Source organism: Chryseobacterium sp. SG20098 (genome assembly GCF_031844745.1).
GTDB classification, from domain to species: Bacteria; Bacteroidota; Bacteroidia; order Flavobacteriales; family Weeksellaceae; genus Chryseobacterium; species Chryseobacterium cucumeris.
The window spans coordinates 3,490,971-3,517,773 of record NZ_CP134622.1 but is presented as its reverse complement, the minus strand read 5'-3'; the positions used below and the strand labels follow the sequence as shown (position 1 = coordinate 3,517,773).

Annotated in this window: 25 protein-coding genes; 14 read left to right on the top strand and 11 right to left on the bottom strand. The window is 35.9% G+C overall.

The window, feature by feature from the left end:
• Positions 1-60: 60 nt before the first annotated feature.
• From RHP76_RS16145 to RHP76_RS16115, 7 genes are all read left to right on the top strand, one after another.
• Positions 61-1,032 carry a hypothetical protein gene (locus tag RHP76_RS16145; RefSeq protein ID WP_311228582.1) on the top strand — a complete coding sequence of 324 codons (972 nt, stop codon included), beginning with the start codon at positions 61-63 and terminating at the stop codon, positions 1,030-1,032.
• Between the two features lie 6 nt (positions 1,033-1,038).
• Entirely contained in the window at positions 1,039-1,683 is a 645-nt protein-coding gene (locus RHP76_RS16140) for a hypothetical protein (RefSeq protein WP_120232449.1), read from the top strand.
• Positions 1,684-1,728: 45 nt separating this feature from the next.
• Complete coding sequence (locus RHP76_RS16135; RefSeq protein WP_311228581.1) at positions 1,729-2,703, top strand: toxin-antitoxin system YwqK family antitoxin; 975 nt, start codon at positions 1,729-1,731, stop codon at positions 2,701-2,703.
• Between the two features lie 128 nt (positions 2,704-2,831).
• Positions 2,832-3,752 carry a helix-turn-helix transcriptional regulator gene (locus tag RHP76_RS16130; RefSeq protein WP_288444208.1) on the top strand — a complete coding sequence of 307 codons (921 nt, stop codon included), beginning with the start codon at positions 2,832-2,834 and terminating at the stop codon, positions 3,750-3,752.
• 53 nt (positions 3,753-3,805) lie between these two features.
• Complete coding sequence (locus RHP76_RS16125; RefSeq protein ID WP_311228580.1) at positions 3,806-4,423, top strand: hypothetical protein; 618 nt, start codon at positions 3,806-3,808, stop codon at positions 4,421-4,423.
• Positions 4,423-5,022 carry an energy transducer TonB gene (locus tag RHP76_RS16120; RefSeq protein WP_311228579.1) on the top strand — a complete coding sequence of 200 codons (600 nt, stop codon included), beginning with the start codon at positions 4,423-4,425 and terminating at the stop codon, positions 5,020-5,022. Before RHP76_RS16125 ends, RHP76_RS16120 begins: the two co-directional genes overlap by 1 nt.
• Positions 5,023-5,025: 3 nt before the next feature.
• Positions 5,026-5,457: a nucleoside deaminase gene (locus RHP76_RS16115; RefSeq protein WP_120232447.1), complete on the top strand. Its 432-nt coding sequence runs from the start codon at positions 5,026-5,028 to the stop codon at positions 5,455-5,457.
• Between the two features lie 69 nt (positions 5,458-5,526).
• Here RHP76_RS16115 and RHP76_RS16110 read toward each other — a convergent pair whose 3' ends face one another.
• Both RHP76_RS16110 and RHP76_RS16105 read right to left on the bottom strand, forming a co-directional pair.
• A complete protein-coding gene (locus RHP76_RS16110; protein ID WP_120232446.1) occupies positions 5,527-6,054 on the bottom strand; it encodes a GNAT family N-acetyltransferase in 528 nt (175 codons plus the stop codon).
• 68 nt (positions 6,055-6,122) lie between these two features.
• The gene (locus RHP76_RS16105) at positions 6,123-6,881 is read right to left on the bottom strand and encodes a type III pantothenate kinase (protein ID WP_120232445.1); all 759 of its coding nucleotides are present in this window, start codon (positions 6,879-6,881) and stop codon (positions 6,123-6,125) included.
• Positions 6,882-7,072: 191 nt separating this feature from the next.
• Between RHP76_RS16105 and RHP76_RS16100 the strand changes: the two genes are divergently transcribed.
• On the top strand, positions 7,073-7,675 hold the full coding sequence (locus RHP76_RS16100; RefSeq protein WP_311228578.1) for a hypothetical protein: 603 nt from the start codon (positions 7,073-7,075) through the stop codon (positions 7,673-7,675).
• Between the two features lie 48 nt (positions 7,676-7,723).
• Here RHP76_RS16100 and RHP76_RS16095 read toward each other — a convergent pair whose 3' ends face one another.
• The 3 genes from RHP76_RS16095 to RHP76_RS16085 all read right to left on the bottom strand — a co-directional run bounded on the left by RHP76_RS16095 (position 7,724) and on the right by RHP76_RS16085 (position 12,095).
• Entirely contained in the window at positions 7,724-9,562 is a 1,839-nt protein-coding gene (locus RHP76_RS16095; protein ID WP_311228577.1) for a M1 family metallopeptidase, read from the bottom strand.
• A gap of 177 nt (positions 9,563-9,739) precedes the next feature.
• On the bottom strand, positions 9,740-10,210 hold the full coding sequence (locus tag RHP76_RS16090; RefSeq protein ID WP_311228576.1) for a DinB family protein: 471 nt from the start codon (positions 10,208-10,210) through the stop codon (positions 9,740-9,742).
• A gap of 193 nt (positions 10,211-10,403) precedes the next feature.
• Positions 10,404-12,095 (bottom strand): DUF6909 family protein, encoded by a 1,692-nt coding sequence (locus RHP76_RS16085; RefSeq protein WP_311228575.1) that lies wholly within the window; start codon positions 12,093-12,095, stop codon positions 10,404-10,406.
• 303 nt (positions 12,096-12,398) lie between these two features.
• Here RHP76_RS16085 and RHP76_RS16080 point away from each other — a divergent pair, with 303 nt between their 5' ends.
• Both RHP76_RS16080 and RHP76_RS16075 read left to right on the top strand, forming a co-directional pair.
• A complete protein-coding gene (locus tag RHP76_RS16080) occupies positions 12,399-14,594 on the top strand; it encodes a glutamine synthetase III family protein (RefSeq protein ID WP_062673160.1) in 2,196 nt (731 codons plus the stop codon).
• A 338-nt stretch (positions 14,595-14,932) separates the two neighbouring features.
• Complete coding sequence (locus RHP76_RS16075; protein ID WP_062673158.1) at positions 14,933-15,643, top strand: C40 family peptidase; 711 nt, start codon at positions 14,933-14,935, stop codon at positions 15,641-15,643.
• 185 nt (positions 15,644-15,828) lie between these two features.
• On the opposite strand, the gene RHP76_RS16070 is transcribed toward RHP76_RS16075, so the two are convergent.
• The 6 genes from RHP76_RS16070 to RHP76_RS16045 form a co-directional block, all read right to left on the bottom strand.
• Positions 15,829-16,410: a pentapeptide repeat-containing protein gene (locus RHP76_RS16070; RefSeq protein ID WP_280213208.1), complete on the bottom strand. Its 582-nt coding sequence runs from the start codon at positions 16,408-16,410 to the stop codon at positions 15,829-15,831.
• Between the two features lie 89 nt (positions 16,411-16,499).
• Positions 16,500-17,729: a rod shape-determining protein RodA gene (gene rodA, locus RHP76_RS16065; protein ID WP_062673155.1), complete on the bottom strand. Its 1,230-nt coding sequence runs from the start codon at positions 17,727-17,729 to the stop codon at positions 16,500-16,502.
• Complete coding sequence (locus tag RHP76_RS16060; RefSeq protein WP_062673153.1) at positions 17,726-19,771, bottom strand: peptidoglycan D,D-transpeptidase FtsI family protein; 2,046 nt, start codon at positions 19,769-19,771, stop codon at positions 17,726-17,728. The genes rodA and RHP76_RS16060 overlap by 4 nt, the downstream gene beginning before the upstream one ends.
• Positions 19,768-20,274, bottom strand: a complete 507-nt coding sequence (locus RHP76_RS16055; RefSeq protein ID WP_002982456.1) for a hypothetical protein — start codon at positions 20,272-20,274, stop codon at positions 19,768-19,770. The genes RHP76_RS16060 and RHP76_RS16055 overlap by 4 nt, the downstream gene beginning before the upstream one ends.
• Positions 20,267-21,121 carry a rod shape-determining protein MreC gene (mreC, locus tag RHP76_RS16050; protein ID WP_062673151.1) on the bottom strand — a complete coding sequence of 285 codons (855 nt, stop codon included), beginning with the start codon at positions 21,119-21,121 and terminating at the stop codon, positions 20,267-20,269. The genes RHP76_RS16055 and mreC overlap by 8 nt, the downstream gene beginning before the upstream one ends.
• A gap of 28 nt (positions 21,122-21,149) precedes the next feature.
• Positions 21,150-22,175, bottom strand: coding sequence for a rod shape-determining protein (locus RHP76_RS16045; RefSeq protein WP_002982450.1), 1,026 nt, complete (start codon positions 22,173-22,175; stop codon positions 21,150-21,152).
• A gap of 402 nt (positions 22,176-22,577) precedes the next feature.
• On the opposite strand from RHP76_RS16045, the gene hemA reads away from it, so the two are divergent.
• From hemA to hemE, 4 genes are all read left to right on the top strand, one after another.
• Complete coding sequence (hemA, locus tag RHP76_RS16040; protein WP_062673147.1) at positions 22,578-23,852, top strand: glutamyl-tRNA reductase; 1,275 nt, start codon at positions 22,578-22,580, stop codon at positions 23,850-23,852.
• The gene (gene hemC, locus RHP76_RS16035) at positions 23,839-24,747 is read left to right on the top strand and encodes a hydroxymethylbilane synthase (RefSeq protein WP_311228574.1); all 909 of its coding nucleotides are present in this window, start codon (positions 23,839-23,841) and stop codon (positions 24,745-24,747) included. Before hemA ends, hemC begins: the two co-directional genes overlap by 14 nt.
• 64 nt (positions 24,748-24,811) lie before the next feature.
• Entirely contained in the window at positions 24,812-25,495 is a 684-nt protein-coding gene (locus tag RHP76_RS16030) for a uroporphyrinogen-III synthase (protein ID WP_120232436.1), read from the top strand.
• Between the two features lie 45 nt (positions 25,496-25,540).
• Complete coding sequence (gene hemE, locus RHP76_RS16025) at positions 25,541-26,572, top strand: uroporphyrinogen decarboxylase (protein ID WP_280213193.1); 1,032 nt, start codon at positions 25,541-25,543, stop codon at positions 26,570-26,572.
• Positions 26,573-26,803: the final 231 nt, after the last annotated feature.

Below are 26,803 nucleotides of genomic sequence, written 5' to 3'. Positions count from 1 at the left end.
TTATTAAATCCAAAAACCATGTATGATTATAGACCTATAGGCATTTATAGTGCAAAAACAATGGCTGATGAAGAAAGAAAAAAGAAAAATTTCTTTGAAGATTCTACTATAGATGACCAACAACAAAAAAAGAAAAACATTAATCTAATAATAACTTTAGAGTCAGATGGAAAATACCAATTTGATGAAACTTTTAAAATGTGGGAAGTACGACATATTCCAAGTTTCGCAAACTATGAAAGCTTTGTAGACCTCTGTAAAAGATCTAATTTCAAAAATGTGGCTATAGTTCACCATGGAAACACCTTTTCAGATCATACCTACGCAAAGTCAATGAAAGTAGTTTTAGATGCTCTAGCTTTTAAAACTTTAAAAAATGTATTTGAAAAGCTGCCTAAAAAAGATTTAATATCTCTCAATGATGACTATTTTGAAGATTTCAGAAAGGAATCTGAAAAATATCATCAAGGAGGGTTGGAACTAAAAGATATTAAATCATATATTAGTCTAAAATTATTGTTAAGCAATATGTTAAACGGAGCCAATTTCTTTTCTGTTGCATGTGATGAAGCTGATGATAAAGGTTTTTTAAATGAACTAGGAAGTATGACAAACAAAGAAATAAAAATCTTTGCTAATTCAAATCGTTCAGATATTAAACAAAGGGCATATGAAGAAATTACTTCAACAAAAGAAAAAATATATTTTGGCTCATTATTAAACAATTATTTGACTCCTAGTGGCAAATTTTTCAACTCAGATGGCTGGTATATTTTTAATACTAAAAACAATACGTTAACAACGACAAAGAAAGACCTATGGTTATTAAGTAATACAAGTAGTGAAGTATATTTATTAAAAGAAAGAAGCCAAAATTTAACTCAGGATCAATTAGATGAAATTTATAGTGCACAAAAATATTACGCAAAAAATTATAAGAAGTTTTATATAGAAAAAATGCATGGAACAGAGACTTCATATAACCAAATGAGAGAGAAGATCAAGAAAAAATATCCTGATATAATAAAATAATATAACATGAAAAATAATATCCTTTTTCTGGCAGTCTTATTACTATGTAATTTTTTTTATTCTCAGAAAGTAAATGATTTAGATTCACTTAGAGTGAAATTTTGTCAAAAGAACTGCAAAGAATATAAAAGAGATTTATTATTAAAAAATAAAGGAGAAATAAATCCTGGTGATTTTGATAATAAATACTATGAAAGGTTTTCGATTCCATCAATACAAAGAACGAAAATATTTCCTTTTAATGAGTATGATTCAATTTACATAGCAAATCCTAACTTTATTAAAAATGTAGATGAGCCTCGAAATTACTTGGATACTAAATTTCATAATCAAATCAGAATGATTTCTTCATTAGAAAAAGAAAGATTATCAAATATTCTGTTTAATTACTCTAAAAAAAATATTTTTGTCAGAACAGGATTATCTAATAGTGTCGGCTGTGATTGTATCCAAGAAGAATATCCAAAGATTTTATTATTATTTAAAAGAGATGGGAAATTTAAAAAGTTTATTGCATTCCCTGATAATGGAAAAGACAGATATAATTTCACCGATCAAGAATATCAATATTTCGACTGGTCCATGGAAAAAGAACAGATGATTTTAGAATTATTCAGTAAAGATATTCTTCCTGATCAAAACTGTAAATAGGATATGTCAGCATAATAATAAACATTTCAAAACCAAAATTCTATATTGAAGCTTTTACGAGGTTCGAAACTCCGGAAAGCAAAAAAAGGATGGGTAGATCGAATTTTGATCAATAATTATAAGCCACAGCAATGCTGTGGCTTATATTTTTTAAACTGTCACATTCTTGCTATATTCATCATATATAAAAAATGGGAGCCAATTAAACCTATGAAAGTATTAACAATAAAAGAAAGTGAGTTAACATGTAACCGTTTAGATGGCGGAGGAGTTCCTATATATTATCACAATGGCAGCCCTTTTACAGGTATTGTTTTACGATACTATGACACTGGCGAGCTTTTTTGCGAAGAGGAATATAAAGACGGATATCAGGAAGGATGGTTCAGATCTTATCATAAAAACGGTAAAAAATACACAGAATACAAAGCCCATAACAACGTAGAATACAACGGGACTTATAAAAATCACTTTATTATGAAAGAAGAAAAAATAGATAAAATCATAATCTCATTAACAGATGTAAAAAAAAATGGGTTGTATAACCCAGATGGTACCTATGTAGGCTTTGATGTACGCACAGAGGACTATAAAGAAAATCCTGAATGGAATGAATTTGATTTCAAAAAAGAAGTTTTTGAAGAACTTTTAGGAGATGACTTTGGGAAGAAAGACTTTTACTATGAACCCAACACATGGGAGTTTGTTGTTGATGCACTGGAAAATAAAATTAGAGATGTACTGAAAACAATGAAAAAAGTACCGGAAGAGCATACCAAAAATCCTATGGAATATTTGAAAACTTACAAAAATGAACATTTTGATCCTATTACAAATCGTTCTATTTTTTATGAAGATGTTAAAGAATTTCTTGGTGAATTATATCATTATAATATTCGGGAAAATGTCAGAGATAAAAACTTATATTATTTTCAACTTTTTTACAATCATCTAAAAAGTAGTTTCAAAGAAGGTCTCCCTTTGTATATTACGTTAGCTACTATTGAAGACCAAAAATAAATGTATATTAAAAGGATCTACTTAAACAAAAAATAAAACACGACACGTTTTGTCGCATGAACCGCATATATTTGTCTTATAAAACTTTACCATGAATGCAGCGTTGCTGCACCCTAAAAAATAGAGAAATGAAGAAAGATTTTTATCTGACAAGATATGCCTTAATAATTAAAAGATTAGAAAGTTCTCCGGCTACCTATTCACAGCTGGAGGAGTATCTTTTAAACTCTTTTGAATTCCAGGATGCAGGAATCAAGAGCTACTCTATCCGTACCCTGCAGAGGGATATCCGGGAGATTTCCGATCTTTTCAACCTCTCTATTCACAACAAGAAAAAGGGCGACAACCGGTATTATATCGAGAGCCGCCCGATTATGGAAGTAGATGAATACAATCAAAAACTTCTTGAATCCTTCCAGGTGAGCAATGCCCTGAACCTTCACCCTGATTTTTCAGATTTCATTTTTTTTGAAAGTCGTAAACCCACCGGTGTAGAACATTTTTATGATCTGTTCTTTGCAATCAGAAATAAAAGAGTTGTAAGTTTTGAACACTACAATTACAAGAACAAACTGATGACCTCCAGAAAAGTTCACCCTTTGGCTTTAAAAGAATCTAAAGACCGATGGTATCTTATTGCTATTGATACCAAAGACAAAGTTTTAAAATCATTCGGGCTTGACAGGATCAATTATCTGGATGTAGCCAAAAATCAGTTCAGGGAGAAGTACAAATACAACTTCAGGGAGCATTTCAAAAATGCATTCGGAGTGATGAACCTTGCAGAACAGAAACCACAGAACATTGTATTGAAATGCAGCCGCCATCAGGGAGAATACATCAGAAGTTTCCCTCTTCATCAATCTCAGAAAGAAACGAAAGAAACTCCGGAAGAGATTTATTTTGAGTTCTTCCTCCACCCTACTTATGATTTCATGCAGGAGATTCTTTCTTACGGAAAAGAAGTAACCGTTCTGGAACCGAAAGGTTTAGTTGATGACATCCGCAATCATTTACAGGAATCTTTAAACCGTTATCTTGAAAGCTGATCATCAGGAATATATTTCATATTTTTTGTTATATTTACATAAATAAACCTTTATTGAAAACTTTATTCATTGGCATCAGCTGCTTTATTTCTTCCTTTTTTCTCGCACAGCAGAAAGAAGAGTTCAGACTCGTAAAGAGTTATTATAATCAGCACAGAAATATGCTGAATAAAGAGTTCAAAAAGAAATTTGATGCAGAATCCAATACGGTAAAAAAAGCTGCGATAAAGGGAGACTTTCTTTTTTTCATGAAAAAAATGGACAGCATTGAAAACAATGCTCTGATTGGAGCTTTATTAAAAGTCAGGAATCTGGAAGACCTTCAGACCATCAAAAATCCCAGGCTCACCTCATCTGAAAAGTTTGCAGATGCTGAAAAGATTGCAGATTATCCAGGTGGAATTAATTCTTTGAGACAGGAAGTCGCCAATCTGCTGTATGTTGACGGAGTATATTCTAAAGAGAAGATAATAAAAACGGATGTTGATTTTATTGTTGAAAAAGATGGAACAGTAAGTAATGTTCATGCACAGGGTGACAATTTCACCTTTAACAGACAGGCAGAAATTGCTTTATATTCTCTGGCGGAAAAATTTTCCCCGGCAACGATAAAAGGCGATCCTACTACCTATCGTTTCAAACTTCCTTTAACTTTAACAATCAGCGAATAATGAAAAAATATTTCAGTATAAGTCTGCTTTTTATCCTCAATTTTTATTTCTCACAGCAAACAGATGCTCTTAAACTCATTAAAGAAAAATATGATGCTGAAATACAGCATATAGAAGATGGCTATAAAGATGCTCTTGCAAAAGCTTCTTTAAGAAAACGCACACGGATATCTTTAAAAAAAGACAGTGATATAACTTCTCTGAAGCTTAAAAGAGATCTGGAATATCAGAAAGAGTTGGAAAAAATACAGTCTGCTTATCCTATTTCTAATAACAATCTAATCGTCCCAAAAGAAGAAGGCTATATCCTACCTAAATATCCAGACGGCATGGAAGCATTCAAAAAAGAAATTGCCAATAATTTTGATGCACAAGGTGAAATCATTCAAGGTAAAGGAATTGTTCAAAGCGTTGTAATATTCATTATAGAAAAAGACGGCAGCATGATCACCGTAAAAGGTTTTGGTGAAAATCCAGCGTTTAACAGAAAAGCTGAAATGGCAGTTTTACTTACCCAAAAGAAATGGCAGCCAGCTACAAAAGATGGAGTTCCTCAAAGAGCACGTTTAAGAGTACCTTTCACTCTAAATTTTGACTAATAAATGTTTACCGACGAATATTACATGAAAATGGCACTGCAGGAAGCAGAGGCCGCTTTAGAAAAAGATGAGGTTCCTATAGGGTGTGTAGTAGTTTCCAACAACAGAATTATTGCAAGAGCTCACAATCTCACTGAAACATTAAATGACGTGACCGCCCATGCCGAAATGCAGGCCATCACCTCTGCTGCTAACTTCCTGGGAGGAAAATACCTGAAAGACTGTACGCTTTACGTAACGATGGAACCTTGTGTGATGTGCTCAGGCGCACTTTCCTGGTCTCAGATCTCGAAAGTAGTGATTGGAGCGCGGGATGAACAAAGAGGTTTTATCAATAAACATCTTTCTCTCCACCCTAAAACAGAAGTTATTACGGGAATCATGGAAGCGGAATGCTCTTCTATTGTTAAAGAATTTTTTAAAAGTAAAAGATAATTAAAGACAAAAGCCGGAGGATATTGATATTCTCCGGCTTTTAATTTTATAAATAGTAAGACGATCTGTTTAGTCTTTTAAGATACAATATCTCACCAGATCAAAATATTCTCCGTCCTTTTTCACTTCTTTTATCAGAACAGCCTCCTGCTCCATTCCTGCTTTCTCCATAATTCTTCCGGAAGCAGGATTGTGGGGAAAATGAGTAGCAAAAATTTTATTCAGCTTCAATTCATTAAAGCCAAAATCTATTATTGCTTTTGCAGCCTCGGTTACATACCCTTTGTTCCAGTAAGGAATTCCTATCCAGTAGCCAAGTTCAGCTTTATCATCATCTCTGTCATGCAGCCCGATAGCTCCTATGATTTGACCTTCTTTATTCCGGATAGCAAACGTATACCCTGTATTATTTTCAAAAGCTTCTTTCGACATTTTCACCCAGGATCTGGCATCATTTTCCACGTATGGATAAGGAATATTGGAGGTAAGGTCAGAAAAAATCCTATGCTGAAGAAGTTCAACGATAAAAGGGATATCCTTTTCTTCCAGCTGTGAAAGGATCAGTCTTTCGGTTTGTAGTACGGGAAATTTTTCCATTATATTAATTGTAAGATTGAGGAACTAAAGTATCAGCTGGATTCAACCTCAACCTTAATCATTTAAATTTATAAATCTTTTCCGAGGAAATAAAGACCTTTCAAGGTATGGAGCCTGTCCATCACATGAATCTTATCCGTAAGGGGTTTGTAAACATGGGAAACTCCTCCTGTTGCCACTACAAAACAATCATCGTTCACTTCCTCATTGATACGGGTTACAAAACCTTCTACCATACCGAGAAAACCATATACCATACCACTTTGCATACAGGTTACCGTATCCAGTCCCAAAACAGATTTTGGTTTCTTCAGCTCGATATCCGGAAGCTGTGCGGTCTGGTTAATCAGTGAATTCAGAGACGTAACAATTCCCGGAGCAATAATTACCCCTAAAGTTTCTCCTGTTTCAGCTACGCAACTTGCTGTAAGGGCTGTTCCGAAATCTATGACAATTTTCTTTCTGTTCGGGTACAGATTATGTGCAGCCACAAGGTTGGCATAGATATCTGTTCCCATCTGCTTAGATTTAGCCTGTACTCCGGAAGGTGTATTTCTGTCAACAATCACAGGATTTGTTCCATGAATTTTTTTGATCCCGGAGCTCATTACTTTGGTCAGCTGAGGTACTACGGATCCGATAATTACCTTATCAATCTCTTTAGGATCAATTTTATAGGTTTGATAGAGCATCAGCATCTGTACATAAAGTTCATCTGCTGTTCTGTAAGGTTTTGTATTGATGACCCACGAAATATCACAATTATCGCCATTGAAAAGACCGAATCTGATATTGCTGTTTCCTACGTTTATTACGATTGAATTCATTGACATATTTTTCAGAAGAAATTCATGATATATAATTGAAATTTCCGCTTGATTTTGAGGCAATAAATTTAATAATTTTAAGAAAAAGAACCCGTCATTATCAAACTAAATTACAATGACACACTTATTTTTTCTTTCCTGAGAACAAATCACTATATTTAATAACACATTATAATTATTCTGACTAACTCATGAAAAAACTGATCCTCGGTACTTTACTATGCCTCAGCGTCACCATTTTTGCGCAATCCGGCAATTCAATGGCAAGCATTTTACAAAAAATAAAGAGTCAGTCGAAAATTGATACTCAGGATAAAACAGTTTATGATCTGATGGATGAGTTTTATCAAAAAAATCTTCAGGCTGACAATGATGAAATGACTCCCGAGTTTACCCACAAACTTCAAAGAGCAGTTTCTGATTCAAATACCAAGAATATACACCTGCTTTATCTTTTTTTGATGTATCAGCAGCATATCAGCCAGGCCGTGGCAGAAGGGAAAAAACCTAATCCGGTGTTTCAGATAGAAACTATGCATCTTCTGGAAAGCGAAACAAAGGAAGTATATGGAAAGCTCCCGGCAATCATTTACATTTTTAAAGCAGAGGCTTTAGATAGCGGCTCAAAAAAAGAAGAAGCACAAATGACGGTGGCCAGCGGCTTAAAAGAATATCCGGATTCTGTTCCTTTAAAGGTATACAGTTATTTAAATACCAAAGATGAAAATTTGAGGAAGGATCTTACTCAAAATCATCCCAATCACTGGATGGTACAGCAATTTGGAATAAAATAAAAAAAACCACAGATGAATCTGTGGTTTTTTCGTTGTATATGTCTATTGTTATTTCACTTCAACAAAGTTATTTTCCATATTCACATCTGCAATTCTCTGGCTGAAATCAATTCCCAAGACAGATAATTGAGATTTTGTGTAAGGAATGGTAAGCGTATACTCTTTCTGAGTCCAAGGCCAGTAAGGCATTGTTTTAGACTCACCATACGCATCCTTTTCTTTCCATGTATGAGTCATATTCATTGGAATCTGATACGTAACGATCTTCTTATCGGTTGTCATTACGCCAAAATCAATTGGCATTGGAACCTGGCCATTATTGACTAAGGTAATGGTAGTAGATTTTGCATCGTATTTTACATCCTTAATTCCGTAATCGATAGTTTTTGTCGTATTGATCCAGTAGTTATGGAACCATTTCAGATCCATCCCTGAAACTTTCTGTGCAATGTGAAGGAAGTCCCTGTCTGAAGGATGCTTCATACTCCACTGATCATAATATTGCTTTAAGGTTTCGGCAAGATTCTGCTCTCCCATAATATATCCAAGCTGCACCAGGTATAACTCACCTTTTACATAAGATGCAAACGTGTAAGACGTCCCGTTATCATGGTGATCACCTAACCAAACAGCTGGCTCTTCAATTCCTTTCTTAACAAATTTTCTGTAGGCATCCAATCTTTCAACAAAAGGATTCGGAAGATCTTCAGGGAATAACTGATACATGGTATAGCCTTCCGCATAGCTTGTAAAACCTTCATCCATCCACGGACGTACAGATTCGTTAGTAGCAAGCATCTGCTGATACCATGAGTGAGATCCTTCGTGAGCCATTAATCCCATCAAATCTTTAACACTTTTAGCTTCTCCTAAAATCATGGTACACATCCCGTACTCCATTCCGCCGTCTCCCCCTTGAATAAAGGCATAGGTAGGATATACATATTTTCCGAAATGAGCATTCATGATCTGGAAATACTTCGTGATATACGGCTGAGATTCACCCCACGCTTTCGTTTTATCATTTTTCTGATACACCAGATATACTTTCGGACCTTCCGGAACATTGAAGCTTTCTACAGAATAATCTCTGTCTGCACTCCATGCGAAATCAAGGATGTTTTTTGCCGTCCATTTCCAGATTGCCTTTTTATCTTTTTCTGTTTTTATTTTTGCATTGGCATCATAGCCTTTCACTTCTGAAGGGTTCTCCAGAATTCCTCCTGCTCCTACTACATAATCTTTATTAATCTTAATAGTAACATCAAAATCGGAGAACGGAGCATGAAATTCTCTTCCCAGATAATCGAAAGTTGCCCAGCCATCATAATCGTACTCTGCAATTTTCGGATACCACTGGGTCATCGTCATGTCTACTCCTTCCCTGTTATTTCTTCCGCTTCTTCTGATCTGCATAGGAATCACAGCATCCCAATCCATTGTAAAGGTAGTCTTAGAATTAGGTTTGATAGGTTCTGCCAGATACACTTTCATAATGGTTTCCTGAACTTCAAATTTCAGCTCTTTCCCATTTTGTTTAATCCAGTGAATATTCTGAGCTCCTTCCTGATCTTTTGGAATGGAAGCGAGTCTTGAAATACCGTCTTTCTGAAGTCTCCCATCACCATTTTTTCCCTGTGAAGCCACTCTCTGATCCATCATGGAATTTGGTTTGAAAGCATTCCAGTATAAATGGAAATAAACCACATTCAGCTCATCCGGCGAATTGTTGGTGTATTCTAAAGTTTGTTTTCCCTGATAGGTAAATTTTTCAGCATTAACATCAATATCCATCTTGTACTTCGCAGTCTGCTGATAATAAGCTCCTTGCTGAGCCTGAAATTGTGAAATGATAAACGCAAAAATGATTGCAGCCGATTTTCTCATTTAAAATTTTATTTTTTCTAAAGGTAGGTAATTTAACTAAGAACCTCAAATAGGAGTTATTCTGAGGTCTTATCCTGTTTGTTATGGTTTTAGATGGATTTTATTTCGGGTTGTTAAATTCTTTTTTTAACCTTATTTGTGATCCTTGTCAAGGTTTTAGACCTTGACAAGGATATTTTATCGGCTTTTCAACAGTTTTTTAATTAAAGTAATCTGGCCCAGGTGATAGTAGCAATGCTCAATCATTCCGTCGATATTTCTTCGGTAAGTTCCATATTTTTCATCAACGAAAACCTCATCAAGTTGGGAATCCGGCATTTGTTCCAATAATGCGGCAAACCTTTCAGAATCCGTCCAGAGTTTACTCAGCAAGTCTTCCCATTGTTGCTGAGATTCTATAGAAGGAAGATCAAAGCTGAATTGGTCTTTGATTTCAAGATCCCCGCCTTCAAAGACATTGACAATTCCTGCAATATAATAATCAATGTGAAAAGTGAGCATCGCAATAGTGTTTAAAGAATCAATCTTTGTCACAGCATGTTCCCAGCTCACCTCTGAAAGCTGATCTTTAAAATTGGTATTGGCGATCCAGAAACCGTCAAGCAGTACTTCTCTGAATCTTTTGGCAAGTTGTGAAACTGAGCTCATGGATATTTTATTTATGTTTCCTAAAGATAAGTTTTTATTTAAACACAAATGTTACCAATGAAAACCACTATTTTAAACACAATAAAATAGTGCAATTTGTGCAAATACATTTGTGACATTCGTGTTTAACTAATTACAAAAAAACCTCAAATACAAAAGTATCTGAGGTTGATATTATAATATTGAATTACAATTATTTTTTAGCAGCAGCTTCTTTTTTACCACTTCTTAAAATCTTTTCAAGGATTCTTAAAGTAATCAGGTACGTTGGTTTCACCCCTGTAAGACCCAACCCTCCTGAAGATAATGTACTTCCTGTTTCCAACGGATTATCAGATGCATAATAAGCATACATTACAAAAAGATCCGGTGAAATATGATGTCTGATTTTAGATGCTACCTGAATGGCTTTCTGATAGTGAGCGCCTTCCATTTCAAGACCAATAGCCTTCCATGAAGTATTCATAAAATATGATAAAATATCTTTATTCTGAAGGGAAGTTCCCAAAACGGTAATCATTGGCCCTTCAAAAGCTTTTAATTCATCATCTTTAAAGTCTTCCAGTTTTAAGGCATTTTCAAAAGGATAATTATCTGCTGTTCCTTCAAAGATATGGGAAGTAGGAATCATGATATCACCTTTCTCTCCGGTAAGAATACCTGCTTTACCCATAATGGAAACAGATTTTACATGCATCATATACACTTCTCCTTTATGCTCAAAAGGTCTAAGTAATTCATCCATTACTTCAAAAGCCTGCTCTCCGAATGCGTAGTCAAAAACCATTACCACATCATCTCCTCCGAACTTGCAGTCTGCAAATGGCGTATTTTTCAGGTCTGTTTTGCTGAGGTCTATGATCTGTACATCAATATTACTTCCACTCTTATCTGCAATATGAATCATCCCTTCATCCAAAGCATATTTTAAAACTTTATCACGAAGTTCTTTCTTGTTGGAGATCTCTTCATACAGTTTATAATCCACCTCGTGGTGCTGCTTCTTTTTAAGGGCATTATTGGCATACAGCATATTTTTCACCGAGTGCATGTTGGCTGAAATAATATGTAACGGACGCATATGAAGATCATTTTCAAATAAAACCTCTTTCACTTTGTTCGCCCATTTTTCTCCAAAATAGTGGTGACCTACTCTTTCTTTTAATATAGAACTGAAATGAATCTCTCTTTCTCTGCTTCCTTTTGCATCATCAAGACTTACTTTTGCTAAGTTGTAAATGATTTTAAACAGACGGTCAGGATTATGATCGTCACCAAAAGTATTATAAGCTCTTAAAGTCTCATCAAAAGATCTTCCTATTAAAGAAGAAAGATGAATAAGTGCTACTTCTTTTTCTTTTCTGCTGTATTTCTTTTCACCTTTTACCACTTCTTCAATAATTTTGAAGGCACGTGTCGGCTTCCAGTTTTCGTCCTGGATAAATGCCAGATTACGGACTTTGTCAGCTTCTATAAAAAGGAAGGTAAGGTGGGTAAGAATATCATAAATTTCGGAACGGCCCAAAAGAACCTCAATATTCATCTGGTGTTCGTCTATTCTATAACAGTTTCTTCTTCTTTTCTTCGGAACAATGGGTTCGAAACTTCCTTTATCAAACCCTTCATCAGATGTAAGATGAATAAAAGCACATTCTTCAATTCCTTCCGGAAGTCTGTCCAGTACATACATCAAACCGTCAAGTTCCAATTTACTTGGAATATTCATGGTTCCATAAATTTCGGGATTGATGGTCTTCAACAAACTTCTGATACTTTCTCCTGAAACTCCGCCCGGCTTGAAAAATCCTCTATAAAATAGGTGTCTCATAGAGATATATAGTCTTTCAATAGCCTCTGTGGTTTCTCTTGCTCTAGAATTTGTCATAAAATAAATTTCAAACAAATATACAAAATCTTTGCCCACTTTATTTTAACTGTCTTTTAACAAGTCGTTTAATCCCATCGTATTATTTTAATTTGCACAATATACAGTATATTTACATTGACATCTATAAAACAGGCGCGAATTCTCACATCTTAAATATTAAATCACAAACACCCCTGTTAAAAAACACCAAACAATTGTTTAAATTATATAAATTTTCAGATCACCCCTAAAATTTTTAGGGTTAAAATATTTTTGATTCATTTTTTTTGTAAATTTGCGCTGTAAAAAATCAACCCAATTATGTCAACCTTAAGATTCAAAGCATTAGAAACCCTTCCATTTAAGGATTTCAGAAAAGACAACTCTGTTGAGATCCCTGCGAAATTATCAGAGCTATTCTGTAAAAATGTTTTCTCAGAAGAAACCATGAGAGAATATTTAACAAAAGAAGCATTCGGTTCTATCATGGATGCGATTAAAAAAGGAACTAAGATCCAGAGACATATTGCAGATCAGGTAGCTGTAGCGATGAAAGACTGGGCAATGAGCAAAGGGGTAACCCACTACACGCACTGGTTCCAGCCTTTAACAGGTACTACTGCAGAAAAGCACGATTCTTTCTTTACACCCATTGAAGGAGGAAGAGCAATTGAAAGATTCAGCGGAAACATGCTTATCCAACAGGAACCAGACGCATCGTCTTTCCCTAACGGAGGTATCAGAAATACTTTTGAAGCAAGAGGTTATACAGCCTGGGATCCTACGTCTCCGGCATTCATTATGGGAACTACATTATGTATTCCTTCCATCTTTATCTCTTATACAGGAGAAACACTAGATTACAAAGCACCTCTTTTGAGAGCTTTGAATGCTGTAGATGAAGCTGCGACTAACGTAATGCAGTATTTTGACAAAAACGTAACGAAGGTAACTCCTACTTTGGGTTGGGAGCAGGAATATTTCCTTGTTGATTCAGCATTATACCAATCTCGTCCTGACCTTGTATTAACAGGTAAGACCTTATTAGGACATTCTCCTGCAAAGGGGCAGCAATTGGACGACCACTATTTTGGTTCTATTCCTACAAGAGTAATGAACTTCATGAAAGAGCTGGAAATCGAATGTATGAAGTTAGGAATTCCTGCAACAACAAGACACAACGAGGTTGCCCCTAACCAGTTTGAGCTTGCTCCAATGTTTGAAGAAGTAAACGTTGCGGTAGACCACAACTCTCTGTTGATGGACATCATGGCAAGAGTAGCTCACAAACACCACTTCCACATTCTTTTCCACGAAAAACCATTCGCGGGAGTAAACGGAAGCGGAAAACACAACAACTGGTCATTAGCAACAGATACTGGTGAAAACCTTTTAAGCCCTGGAAAGAATCCAAAGAAAAACTTACAGTTCTTAACATTCTTTGTTAACACGATTAAAGCTGTTCACGAATATGCAGACCTTTTAAGAGCAAGTATTGCTTCTGCAAGCAATGACCACAGACTTGGTGCCAACGAAGCTCCTCCTGCAATTATTTCCGTATTTATCGGAACCCAGTTGTTCAGTGTATTGGAAGAACTTGAAAAAGTAACCAACGGAAAACTATCTCCGGAAGAAAAAACAGAATTAAAATTAAATGTAGTCGGAAAGATTCCAGAAATCCTGTTAGATAACACAGACAGAAACAGAACTTCTCCATTTGCATTTACAGGAAATAAATTTGAAATCAGAGCGGTAGGTTCTTCTGCAAACTGCGCAGAGTCCATGACCGTAATGAATACTATTGCTGCAAAACAGCTTAATGATTTCAAGAAAGAAGTGGATGCTTTAATTGAAACAGGTCTTAAGAAAGACGAAGCCATCTTCAACGTATTGAGAGAATACATCAAGCAGTGTAAAAACATTATGTTTGAAGGAGACGGATATTCTGATGACTGGGCGAAAGAAGCTAAGAAAAGAGGATTAAACAACCTTAAAACCACTCCTGAAGCTTTGAAACAGGAAATGGATAAGAAGTTCTTAGATCTGTATGAAGAAATGGGAATTTTCAACCACAGAGAAGTGGAAGCAAGAAACGAAATCAAGCTAGAGAAATATTCTACAGTAATTGATATCGAATCAAGAGTATTAGGAGATATCGCAAGAAACCACATCATTCCTTCCGCATTAAATTATCAGAACAGATTAATTGAAAATGTAAAAGGTCTTAAAGAAATCTTTGGTGATAAAGAGTTCAAATCTTTGGCAAAAGAACAAATGAGTTTAATTACAAGCATTTCTGAAAATGTTTCTAAAATTAAACTTGGGGTTGAAGAACTTCTAAAAGCGAGAGAAACTGCCAAAGGTATTTCAGACAGCCAAAAACAGGCAGAAAGCTATTGTAATAAAGTAAAACCATTATTCGATCCGATCAGAGAAGCTTCTGACGCACTGGAAATGATGGTGGACGATGAGCTTTGGCCGATGACAAAATACAGAGAAATGTTGTTTACAAAATAACGTCCTGTAAAGTTCCATATTAGTTTAAATTCCTCGGTTTTCCGGGAATTTTTTTGTTTTATTAACAACCCTTAAAATTAGAGTTTTATGTCACAAAACCTGATTTCTAGAAGAAAGTCGATTAGGTTTGTTAAAGAATCTTAATAAAAAAAACCGCACACTTACCAAAAACAGGCTGTTGCGGTTTATTTTTCTTTAACATATGTAAATTATATGTTAAAATGTGTTAAAATAAGATCCTGACAATTATCATATCAGGGGTCTTTTGCTCGGAATCTCTACTTTTGTAATGCTTTTGAAAATAAATATTCCTTTTTAACACGGATAATCAAATATATATGAAGAAAAGAGTTTTGTTTTATTTAGTTGCTTTAGTTACTACAGTTTCATTACAATCGTGTGCTACAAATTATGTGGTTTCAAAACCAGCAACTTACACAAAAGAATACAAAACAGATGCCAAACTAGCTTCTATAGATAACAAAAAAATGGAGCAGGATAAGCAAAAACTTATCGACTCTTTCCTTGCAGAAAAGGCGGCATCTATCGCTAGTGCTAAAAAAGCAGTTAAGAATTCTGAAATTGCAAAAGCAATCAAACATAATAAAACCATTGACGGTATCCTTGAAGAAGCTGAAACATACCTTGGAACTCCTTACAGATATGGAGGAACAACCAGAAACGGTATCGATTGTTCAGCTTTTGTTCTTTCTGTATTCGGAGCAGCAGCAGGGCTTAGCTTACCTAGAGTAGCGGCTTCTCAGGCTCAGGAAGGAGAGAGAGTTGAAAAAGGAGAGCTACAGAAAGGAGACTTAATTTTCTTTTCTCACGGAAGAAGAATTTCTCACGTAGGTATTGTAGAAAGTGTTTCTGAAGAGGGTGAGATTAAATTTATCCACGCAGCAACATCAAAAGGGGTAATGATTTCTTCACTGAATGATTCTTATTGGGGACCTAAGTTCAGATTCGCAAAAAGAGTGATCAACGAAGAAGGAGAAGCTTACAATAACTTAGCTGCTACTACTCTTGCTACACCCGCAAATTTTTAATTTTATAAATAATTGATTTAAATAATGAAGCCGTCAGAAATCTGACGGCTTTTTTATGTGCTCATTTTTGGCAAGTTTTCGCTAAAACCAATGGGAATAACAGTTAAAGAGAAAAGCGGTTAAAATCCGCTCCTATTGATTTAATTTTGAAATTTTAATATAGCAGTTATACACGACTGAAGATATCAACTGTTCTTGTCAATTTCAATATCTAATTTATACAGTAGTCCATAGATTTCAGAAAGTGAAAATCTGGCCTTTTTCAGCTTATTTAAAGCCGGATCTATCGAATAGTTTACCGATGTCCGGAAATCAGCCTTTTCGAGGTTTGTAGCATCAAAAACAGCGCCTGACAGATCACAGTTACTAAAGACGGCATTTGATAAATCACATTCACTAAAATCGACCTCAATTAACTTGGTATTTTTGAAAACTGTTTTCTTAATGGCTGTCTGATAAAAAACGGAATTATGTAAAGCACTTCCATCAAATCTGAAAGAGAGTCCGAATGCATTACATTCATTGAACTGAAGCCCGAACATTTTACATTCTTTGAAGATCACGTTATGGAATGCTGTTTTTATTAATTTTGCCATGCTGAGGTTACACTCGATAAACTCACAGTCCGTAAAGCTGAAGCCAGATAGGTTTCCATACTCAAAATTACAGTTTCTGAATGTGCAGTTTTCATACTCACTTTTTTCTAAAGGAAGTTGCGTGAAATCTTTGCTCTCGAAATCTTCGTCTGAGAAATAGGATTGTTTCATAAAAATGTGTTGATGAAGTTGATTTTGAAAACGAATTGGTCAGCAGAACAATGATAAACTTCCATCATTCAGCTTCCAACCTCCCTTTTTTAAACCAAACTATTCTTATCCGAATAATTAAGCTTAAAGAAGATAAAAGTCATCATCGAGAAAGCCAATAAAGAACTTCCTCCGTAACTGAAATACGGAAGCGGAATCCCAACGGTTGGGAAAAGCCCCATAACCATCCCTAAATTGATTGAAAAGTGCATCAGCAGAATCGAGGCAAAGCAATATCCAAATACCCGGTTAAAAGTAGACTTCTGCTGTTCTGCCAGATAGTAGATTCTTCCGATATAAACCATATAACACAGGATAAGAACTGCACTTCCAACAAAGCCCCATTCTTCTCCTACGGTACAAAAGATATAATCTGTTTCCTGTTCGGGAACGAATTTCCCTTGGGTAACGGATCCTTCACGGTATCCTTTTCCCCAGATCCCACCTGATCCGATGGCTGTTTTTGAATATAATAAGTTGTACCCGGAAGTATCTCTGAATGCCTTTTCACCCTTATAAAGAACCTCAATTCTTTCTCTCTGGTGTTTCGGCAGTTTTTCTAAAATATAAGGTGATCCGAAAGCCAGTCCGCACAATATAAGAATAGAACCTGCAATTCCTGAAATAGAAATGACGTCCCATGACATTCTATGATAATTCATGGCGATCAAAACACCGGCAATCACTAAAACTGCTACTGCAACATAAATGGGAGGAATCGCCAGCGAGATCAGAAAAACTCCGGCGAAAATAAATCCTATACCGAATAAAAGACCACTCAATCCTTCTCTATATAATGCGATGAAAAAGGCGATGAACACAAGCATAGAACCTACATCCGGAATAGCCAGAACAACTGCTGCCGGAATTCCTATAATAGCAAGGGCAGTCCAGATAGATTTTTTATTTTTAATATTAAAATCCGGGCTTGAAACAAAATTAGCCAGCATCAAAGCAGTGCCTATCTTTGCAAACTCAACGGGCTGCATGGTAAAACTTCCAAACTTATACCAGTTTTTCTGGCCCAGAATTTCTTTACCAAAAGGGAAAAGACCTATCAACAGTAAAACTCCTCCAATGTAAATAATACCAGCCATATTCTCAAAGAATTTGCTTCTTCCTACGAATATAACCAGCCCTACAAATACAGAAATACAGAAAAAAACCAATTGCTTCTCTCCTAGTTTCTGGTCAACACTGTAAATATTTGCAATGGCAAAAATGCAAAGCAGGAAATACAGCCCAAGGCCAAGTTTATCTATTCCTTCTGTCCATTTCATTGCTTTACAGGTTTTTTAGCAGTGTTATTCTTTTTAGCGTCCTCTTCTATTTTCTTTTGCAGCTTAGCCTTTTGTTGTTTTACCAATTCCAGACTATCCTTTATTCTTTTTTGTTTGATGGAATCAGGTTTAGGGTCAACATATAGTCCTTTACGCTTCAAATCTGCAATCCATTGTCTTTTATATTCAGGCATGAAACTCGAGGTAATCATTTTTTTGTAAAGATTTTCTCTTTTCAAATCACCGGTAATATATTTTTCAGCAATCACTGTACAGGCTGGCCCTGCCCATGTAGCACCAAATCCCGCATGCTCCATTACAGCTACTACAACAATTTTAGGCTTATCAGCAGGAGCAATCAGTACAAAAATGGAATTATCCTTCCCTTGCGGCACCTGTGCTGTTCCTGTTTTTGCTAATTGTGTAAAGTCATTGGATTTCAATCCTCTTGCCGTTCCTCTCAACACTACGGCTTCCATTCCTTTCAATACCGGTTCAAAATGCTTCGGATCAACTAATGTTTTATGTTTAACCTTAAATCTTGGATCCGGATTGGGTTTCCCATCAATTCCTTTTACAATATGAGGAGTATAATACCATCCTCTATTAGCAATAGCCGCCACATAATTGGCCAGCTGAATAGGAGTTACCAAAACATCGCCCTGTCCCATTCCGTTATAAATAGCACCAGTGGACATTTCATCCCAGTTTTTAAAATCAGTTCTCTGAGAACCGCTTGCCTTCATGATAGCTTTAAATCTTTTTTCGTAAAAATCTCCTGAAGGTATTCTACCCCTTGCCCCAACGGCAAAGTCATTATTTAAAAATTCACCGACTCCGAAGCTGCTCATGATTTTTTTCCACTCATCAACACCTTTTGAAGGATTTCCCGGATATTTTTTGATAATGGCAATAAAGGCGTAGGTAAAAAAACAGTTACTGGAAACCTGAATGGAAGGAATAAGCGGATCTGCTCCACCATGGCCTTTAATTCTTTTCCCTTTATAGAAAAATCCTCCTCCACAAGGAAAAATAGTTTTCTCGTCCATCACACCCATCTGCATTGCTGCTAAAGCAGTCAGTAATTTGAATGTTGATCCCGGAGGATATCCAGCCTGTAGTGCACGATCAAAAGTTGGCTTATTTTCATAAAGGGTATCTTTTGAAAGGGCATATAAGTTTTTTGATTTATTAGGTCCGGTAAAAAGGTTTGGGTCAATATCCGGTCCGGTTGCAGCTACTAAAACTTCTCCGTTATTAGGATCTAAAGCTACAATTGCGCCGTGTTTATTAACCAGCATTTCTTCTGCCGTCCTCTGAAGGTCGTAATCAATGGTTAAAGTAATATCTTTACCCGTAATCACGTCTTTATCCAAAGATCCGTTTTTATAGGAGCCAATATTTCTTAATCTGATATCTTTCTGGATATATTTCACTCCTTTAACTCCGCGCAGCTCTTTTTCGTAGGATTTTTCAACCCCTGTTTTTCCAATAAAATCTCCCGGTAAATAGTATAGTGAATCTTTTTTAATATCTCTTTCATTCACCTCACTGGTATAACCGAGAAGGTTTCCGGAGGTGGAAACTTCATACTGACGCTGAGGTCTTGATACAATATTAAATGCGGGATACTTAAAAATAATTTCCTGAACTCTTGCAATATCTTCTCTGCTGAGGTCTTTAATAAAAGTCATCGGGGTCAGCTTAGAATAATATTTTTCCTTTTTGATCACATTGATTTTATTGATAAAATCCTGTTTTGTAATTTTCATTAAACTACAAAACGCCAGTGTATCAAAGTCAGGTTTCATTAAAGCTTGGGTAAACGAAATTTCATAAGCAGGCTGGTTACCCACCATGATTTTCCCATTTCTATCAAAAATGACTCCACGCTGTGGAATAACATATTCTGTTTTGATGGAGGTATTAGCCGCATTTAAGGCATAGCGGTCTGTAAACAACTGCAAATAAGCAAGCCTCGCCACAAAAATAAGGGCGATAATAACGAGGATGGAAAAAATTTTTAAATAACGTGTGTTCAAACTTTTTGTTTGATTTTAAATATTAATGCGTAGATGACTATAAAGATAAATGAAATTACACTTGTCACCAACACATTAAATAATATTTCAAAAAACCTGCTAAACTTAAAGAACTCAATATACTGGACTAAAAGCTGATGCAGGAAAATACTTGAAAATAAAAACAGCAAAAACTGCGCCCATTGAAGGGACTGGAATGAGAAAAAGTCCGTAGACGTATCTGTGGAAGTCCTGAAGATCAACGTTCTGAAATAAGCGATTAACGTTGTTGCAAATGCATTGATCCCCCATGAATAGAGGAAACCGTCAATAGACAGCCCTATTAAAAAGCTCAATGCCAGGAACTGAAATTTGTTTCTGAAAAATGGATAGAACATGACAAACACAGGATATAATACCGGAGTATATTTCCCGAAAAGTGTAATCCTGTTCAATACAAATATTTGTAATGCAACCAGAAAGATCATGATCAATATATCGGTAAATAAAGTCCTGCTAATCATTTTCTTTTTTTATTACAGCCTGCATAGTATCCTGAATCTTCTGCACTTCTGCTTTCTTAAGATTCTTCACTACATACACTTTATTCAACGCTCCCATTTTTTCACTCAGCTCTACGGAAATGTCCCAGAAGCCGGTTTTATTGTCCACAGAGTATCCTGCAATAGTACCAATGGTTACTCCCTTAGGGAAAATAGCAGATTTACCATCTGTAACAACAGTATCACCTACTTTCAATGCAACATATTTTGGAATATCTGCCAGGTGCATCACCCTTGAGTTATCTCCATTCCATGTTAAAGTACCAAAATACCCTGAGTTTTTAAGTGCTGCATTAATTCTAATCTTGTTAACACTTAACACGGATTGAACCAATGCATAACTATCTGTAGAATTGATTACAATTCCCGCTATGCCTCTCGGCGCCATTACTCCCATTTGAGGAAAGACTCCGTCTCTACGGCCACGGTTGATTGTAAAATAGTTGTTTCTTCTGTTGATACTGTTGAAAACAATTTCTCCATCAACAAAAGTATAGATCTGCCCGCCACCAATGGTATCGTGTACTCTTTTGAAAACAGGATTTTTCTCTCCGTCTTTTCCATAGAGTTCAGTCATAAGGGCTTTATTCTGAACCACAAGATCTTCGTTGATCTGTTTTAGCTTCAGATAAGAAACTCCTTCATCAATATATCCGGAAACCCAGGAATTGAACGCAGCCGTTTGGCCTGCAATCCAGGATCTCTGCATGGCATTTCTTGAGAATATCAAAACCAGAGCAATAATTTGCAGGAATATAAAGAAGACGAAAAGAGTATTCTTCGAAAATAATCTCAGCAAAAATCCCATTCAGATATAAAGTCGTAAAAAGTTAAAATTATTTAATTAAGAAATTGAACTTATCCATATTCTTAAGGGCAATACCTGTTCCGCGAACTACAGCTCTCAACGGATCTTCAGCTACAAATACAGGAAGACCTGTTTTCTTGTGAATTCTGTCCGCAAGACCTCTTAATAACGCTCCTCCTCCAGCAAGATAAATACCTGTTTTGTAAATATCAGCAGCCAATTCCGGTGGTGTAAGAGATAATGTTTCCATTACGGCATCTTCAATTCTGATGATTGATTTATCTAATGCACGTGCAATCTCTTTGTATCCAACCATAATTTCTTTTGGCTTACCTGTAATAAGGTCTCTACCCTGTACCGGGATGTCTTCGATATCTACATCAAGATCTTCTACCGCAGAACCTACTTCAATTTTGATTCTTTCAGCAGTTCTTTCTCCGATATAAAGGTTATGGTGAGTTCTTAAGTAATAAGCAATATCATTGGTAAATACGTCTCCTGCAATCTTAACAGATTTATCACAAACGATACCTCCTAACGCTACAACAGCAATTTCCGTAGTACCACCACCTATATCGATGATCATATTTCCTTCAGGCTTTTGAACGTCAATCCCAACCCCAATTGCAGCTGCCATTGGTTCGTAGATCAATCTTACTTCTTTTGCGTTTACTTTCTGAGCAGAGTCTCTTACCGCTCTTTTTTCAACTTCAGTGATACCAGAAGGGATACAGATTACAATTCGTAATGCCGGTTGAATGAATTTACCTTTGATTCCAGGAATTTTCTTGATAAATTCCTTGATCATATGTTCAGAAGCATGGAAATCAGCAATAACCCCGTCTTTCAAAGGACGGATTGTTTTGATATCCTCGTGAGTTTTACCCTGCATATGCTTGGCCTGCTCTCCGACGGCAATCGGCTTACCCGATGAACGTTCAATTGCAACAATTGAAGGTTGATCTATAACAATTTTATTATTATGGATGATTAGGGTATTAGCAGTTCCAAGGTCTATCGCAATTTCTTGCGTAAACATATCAAATAAACTCATATTTTTCTTCTGATTTTAAGTTTACAAAGATATAAATTTAAGACTACTAAAGAAATTTCCCACCAACTTAATTTGGTTAAAATTTTATTAAAATTTATAATTCTTTATTAACTTTCAATTTAGACATTTACAGAGTTTGATTTCAACTAAAATTAATAGGATGTTAAAAGGGCAAAAAAGGTAATTACAAAAGGGTAAAAAACCAAGAAAACACAGTATTGAAGACCAAAACAAAAACTCAGAAACGTCAACAATTCTTTTCCAACACGGAATTTTATCATTTTAAGATTTTGTATTTCTGCCAGAAACACCTTTTCTTCCCTTTTATAGTTTTTTACGATAATTATCATATACACTATCTGAGAGAGGTTAATTAAAAAAATCGTAAATTTGCGACTGCTTATGTTACAGTATTCCAACATTCATCGAACGTCAAATTTTGCCGTGCTTTCAATAAGCTACGAGAAAGCCGACGTAGAAACGAGAGGAAAGTTTGCATTCTTTGATGAGAACATCAAAAACTTTGTTTCCAGAGTCCATCAGGAAGACCTTGGTGATGCATTTGTGGTTTCCACCTGTAACAGGACCGAAATCTACACCACTTCTCCCAATTATCTTTTAGTAGCTGAAGAGTACTGCAAAACCATTGGAGTACAACTTACAGATTTTCTTCAGTTCGCGAATATTCTTACCAAAGAGGAAGCATTGATTCATCTTTTCAGAGTAGCAGCTGGTCTTGAAAGTCAGATTATTGGAGATTTTGAAATTATCGGGCAGATAAAAAAAGCATACAGCCGTTTCAAAAAAGAAAGACAAAATTCTAATCCTTATCTGGAGAGAGCCATCAATGCGGCTATTCAAATTTCGAAAAGAATAAAAAATGAAACCGGCATTTCCAATGGTGCGGCTTCTGTTTCTTATGCGGCGGTTCATTATATTCTAAACAACCAGAAGAGAATCACTGAAAAAAATATTCTTCTTTTGGGAGTAGGTGAAATTGGACAGAATACCGTTGAAAATCTGGTAAAACATGTCTATCAGCCGAAAATTAAAATTGCCAACAGAACTCAGGAGAAAGCGGAAAAGATTTCCCAGAAATATAATATTCCTCACGTTGATTATTCTGATTTTGACCAGGAATTAAAAAATACAGATATTCTTATTGTGGCAACAGGAGCCAAGCATCCTATTGTCAACCAGTCTCACTTCCCGAACGGAAAAGAAACACTGATCATTGATCTTTCTATTCCTCATAACGTTGAAAAGAATGTTACAGAAAATAAAAATGTAACCCTGATTGACGTAGATGAGCTTTCAAAACAGATTCAGGAAACGATTCAACAGCGAGAAAGAGAAATCCCGAAAGCTGAAAAAATCATTAAGGAACTGATGAAAGACTTTATTGAATGGGAGAAAAAGAGAAAGCTGGCACCCAATATTCATCATTTCAAAGCAGTTCTAAAGAACATGGAACGTAATGAAATGCATAATTTTTATAAAAAGAATAAATACATAAACATCACGGACATGGAACTTTCTGACAAAATGATCCAGAAAATCACCAACCGTTTTGCAAAATATATCATCGATAATCCTTTAAAAGCCGAAGAAATTAGTAAATTAATGCACGAAATATTAGTTGAACAACCAAACAACGAATTCAATGAAAAGCATTAGAATCGGAACGAGAAATTCCGCACTTGCACTTTGGCAGGCTAGAGAGGTTGCGAGGCACCTTCAGAACAACAATTATTTAACGGAAATTGTTCCTATCGTTTCTTCTGGCGATAAGAACCTTAATCAGCCGCTTTATTCTTTAGGAATTACCGGGGTTTTCACAAGAGATCTTGATATTGCTCTATTGAATGACGAGATTGATATTGCCGTACATTCTTTAAAAGATGTTCCCACTCAATTGCCTCAAAATATTGAGATGATCGCTTATCTGGAAAGAGATTATCCACAGGATATTCTGATCAGAAAAGAATCTTCAAGGAATAAAGAATTCCATGAACTTAAACTCGCTACAAGCAGTTTGAGAAGAAGAGCTTTCTGGTTGAAAAATTATCCGGCTACTGATTTTTCAGATATCCGAGGAAATATTCAAACCAGACTTCAAAAACTTGAAGACGGAGATTTCGATGCTACGATCTTATCTTTGGCAGGTATCAAAAGAATGAAAATGGAAATTGATTACGAAATGCTTCCATTAATGATCTCTGCGCCTTCACAAGGGGTAATCTCTGTAGCCGGACATACTGACAAACCGGAAATTAACGAAATTGTAAGCCAGATCAATCATCAACAGACTCAGATCTGTGTAGAGATTGAAAGAAACTTCCTGAGCACTTTAGAAGGAGGCTGTACTGCACCTATCGGAGCATTTGCGGAAATCATCGGTGATCAGATCCGTTTCAAAGCGGCACTTTGCTCTCTGGATGGGAAAAACTGCATTTCTGTGGATGAAAACTTTGTGTATACTCCAACCGAGAATTTTGGAGAAAAGTTTGCAAAAGTTGTTCTTGAAAACGGAGGAAAAGAATTAATGGCAGAAATCAAAGGCCAGATCTGATAGCTCAGATTTACATTTTTACCTTCCTTTAGCCACTCTTTTTCATCTTCTTAATTTTACAGACATGAAAATCTTATTTACCAAAAATATAGACCAGACGATTATATCCAAAGAATTAGGAGAGGGTATTTTGGTCGACTGTGTTGAGGTAATTAAGACTAAACCCATTATGATCAGTCCTTTTGAGCTGAAAAACTATTCTCTGATTTTCACCAGTGTCAATGGAGTTGCTTCTTTTTTTAAAAACAGATTCAAACCCAATGAGAATTTTACAGCCAAAAACTATAACAAAATCTATTGTGTAGGTGAAAAGACCAAAAGAGAGCTTAGAAAGCATGGTTTTGGAACATTTAAGGTACTGAAAAATGCTGAAACTCTTTCGCGATTCATTATCGGAAAATGCCAGCACGAGCAGTTCCTGCACTTTTGTGGTAATCTTGCCATCAATGTTCTGGACAAAGACCTTCCTTTACAAAACATTAAGTACAAAAAAGTTACAATTTATAATACTGAGGAAATCAATCCTATAATAACTGAAAAATATCATGCTGTGGTATTTTTTAGTCCGAGCGGAGTTCGTAGTTTTGCAAGGCGAAATTCTCTGGAAGGCATGAAGCTGTTTTCCATTGGTGAAACCACTTCCGGTGAGCTGAGAAATTATACGCGGGAAGAAATTTTTACTTCTGAAGAAAATACACTGACATCCATATTTGCATTGATCAGAAAAGAAATCGGAAGTAGGATTTAGAATATCTGTTACCGGATATTGCGGTAATATTAGTTACAATAGATTATGATAAAAAACGACCTATATTTAAAAGCACTTCGCGGAGAAACCGTTGAAAGACCTCCTGTCTGGATGATGAGGCAGGCTGGAAGATATCTGCCGGAATTCATTGCTTTAAGAGATCAGTATGATTTCTTTACAAGATGTCAGACTCCAGAGCTTGCTGCTGAGATCACTTTACAGCCTATCCGCAGATTTCCTTTGGATGCTGCGATTCTGTTTTCTGATATCCTGGTAGTTCCGCAGGCAATGGGAATTGATTTCAAAATGAAAGAATCTGTTGGACCATGGTTAGATACTCCAATCAGAACAATGGAACAGGTTCAGAATATTGAAACTCCGGATGTGAATAATACTTTAGGGTACGTTTTCGATGCTATTGAACTTACACTTCAGAAGCTGGACAATGACATTCCATTGATCGGTTTTGCCGGTTCTCCATGGACCATTCTTTGTTACTGTGTAGAAGGAAAAGGAAGTAAAGCTTTTGATATTGCAAAATCCTTCTGCTTCCAACAGCCTGAAGCAGCACATTTATTATTACAAAAAATTACAGATACTACAATCGCCTATCTGAAGAGAAAAGTAGAAAAAGGAGTTTCTGCAGTACAGGTTTTCGATTCCTGGGGAGGAATGCTTTCTCCTACAGATTATCAGGAGTTCTCATGGCAGTACATCAACCAGATTGTTGAAGCATTAAGCCCCCTTACTCATGTTGTAGTATTTGGAAAAGGATGCTGGTTTGCTCTGGAAGATATGACAATGTCTAAGGCTTCTGCTCTTGGCGTAGACTGGACTATTAAGCCGGAATTCGCAAGAACTTTAACGAACCATACAATGACGCTACAGGGGAACTTTGATCCTGCAAGACTTCACTCAACACCTGAAACCATTAAGAAGATGGTGAATGAAATGATCAACCGTTTCGGAAAAGACAGATACATTGCCAACTTAGGCCACGGAATTCTACCGAATGTTCCTGTCGAAAATGCTGAAGCTTTCATCAGAGCAGTAGTAGACTGGAAACCGAATTTGTAAGATTATTCTCTTAAAAATACAATAGCCTTGTTATCCGTTAACAGGGCTTTTTTATTGTAATTAATTTTCCGGAGGTTTTTACATTTGATTATTAACCCTTTAAATCACATCATATGAAAAAGCTAAACAAAGTAAAGATGAAAAGTATTATAGTAGAAGGACAAATCTGCCTGGAATGTGCTACCGGCAATTATCCGGTCATTATTGAGGGCCGGTGTTATTGTATACCAA

Coding starts and splice junctions, on each gene's coding strand:
- hemA (WP_062673147.1), top strand. CDS start 22,578: ATGTTACAGTATTCCAACATTCATCGAACGTCAAATTTTGCCGTGCTT.
- RHP76_RS16100 (WP_311228578.1), top strand. CDS start 7,073: ATGAAAAAACTGATCCTCGGTACTTTACTATGCCTCAGCGTCACCATT.
- RHP76_RS16045 (WP_002982450.1), bottom strand. CDS start 22,175: ATGAGTTTATTTGATATGTTTACGCAAGAAATTGCGATAGACCTTGGA.
- mreC (WP_062673151.1), bottom strand. CDS start 21,121: ATGGGATTTTTGCTGAGATTATTTTCGAAGAATACTCTTTTCGTCTTC.
- RHP76_RS16115 (WP_120232447.1), top strand. CDS start 5,026: ATGTTTACCGACGAATATTACATGAAAATGGCACTGCAGGAAGCAGAG.
- hemC (WP_311228574.1), top strand. CDS start 23,839: ATGAAAAGCATTAGAATCGGAACGAGAAATTCCGCACTTGCACTTTGG.
- RHP76_RS16085 (WP_311228575.1), bottom strand. CDS start 12,095: ATGACAAATTCTAGAGCAAGAGAAACCACAGAGGCTATTGAAAGACTA.
- RHP76_RS16110 (WP_120232446.1), bottom strand. CDS start 6,054: ATGGAAAAATTTCCCGTACTACAAACCGAAAGACTGATCCTTTCACAG.
- RHP76_RS16130 (WP_288444208.1), top strand. CDS start 2,832: ATGAAGAAAGATTTTTATCTGACAAGATATGCCTTAATAATTAAAAGA.
- RHP76_RS16095 (WP_311228577.1), bottom strand. CDS start 9,562: ATGAGAAAATCGGCTGCAATCATTTTTGCGTTTATCATTTCACAATTT.
- RHP76_RS16140 (WP_120232449.1), top strand. CDS start 1,039: ATGAAAAATAATATCCTTTTTCTGGCAGTCTTATTACTATGTAATTTT.
- RHP76_RS16030 (WP_120232436.1), top strand. CDS start 24,812: ATGAAAATCTTATTTACCAAAAATATAGACCAGACGATTATATCCAAA.
- RHP76_RS16070 (WP_280213208.1), bottom strand. CDS start 16,410: ATGAAACAATCCTATTTCTCAGACGAAGATTTCGAGAGCAAAGATTTC.
- RHP76_RS16075 (WP_062673158.1), top strand. CDS start 14,933: ATGAAGAAAAGAGTTTTGTTTTATTTAGTTGCTTTAGTTACTACAGTT.
- RHP76_RS16090 (WP_311228576.1), bottom strand. CDS start 10,210: ATGAGCTCAGTTTCACAACTTGCCAAAAGATTCAGAGAAGTACTGCTT.
- RHP76_RS16105 (WP_120232445.1), bottom strand. CDS start 6,881: ATGAATTCAATCGTAATAAACGTAGGAAACAGCAATATCAGATTCGGT.
- RHP76_RS16145 (WP_311228582.1), top strand. CDS start 61: ATGGCTGATGAAGAAAGAAAAAAGAAAAATTTCTTTGAAGATTCTACT.
- RHP76_RS16080 (WP_062673160.1), top strand. CDS start 12,399: ATGTCAACCTTAAGATTCAAAGCATTAGAAACCCTTCCATTTAAGGAT.
- RHP76_RS16055 (WP_002982456.1), bottom strand. CDS start 20,274: ATGATTAGCAGGACTTTATTTACCGATATATTGATCATGATCTTTCTG.
- hemE (WP_280213193.1), top strand. CDS start 25,541: ATGATAAAAAACGACCTATATTTAAAAGCACTTCGCGGAGAAACCGTT.
- RHP76_RS16120 (WP_311228579.1), top strand. CDS start 4,423: ATGAAAAAATATTTCAGTATAAGTCTGCTTTTTATCCTCAATTTTTAT.
- rodA (WP_062673155.1), bottom strand. CDS start 17,729: ATGAAATGGACAGAAGGAATAGATAAACTTGGCCTTGGGCTGTATTTC.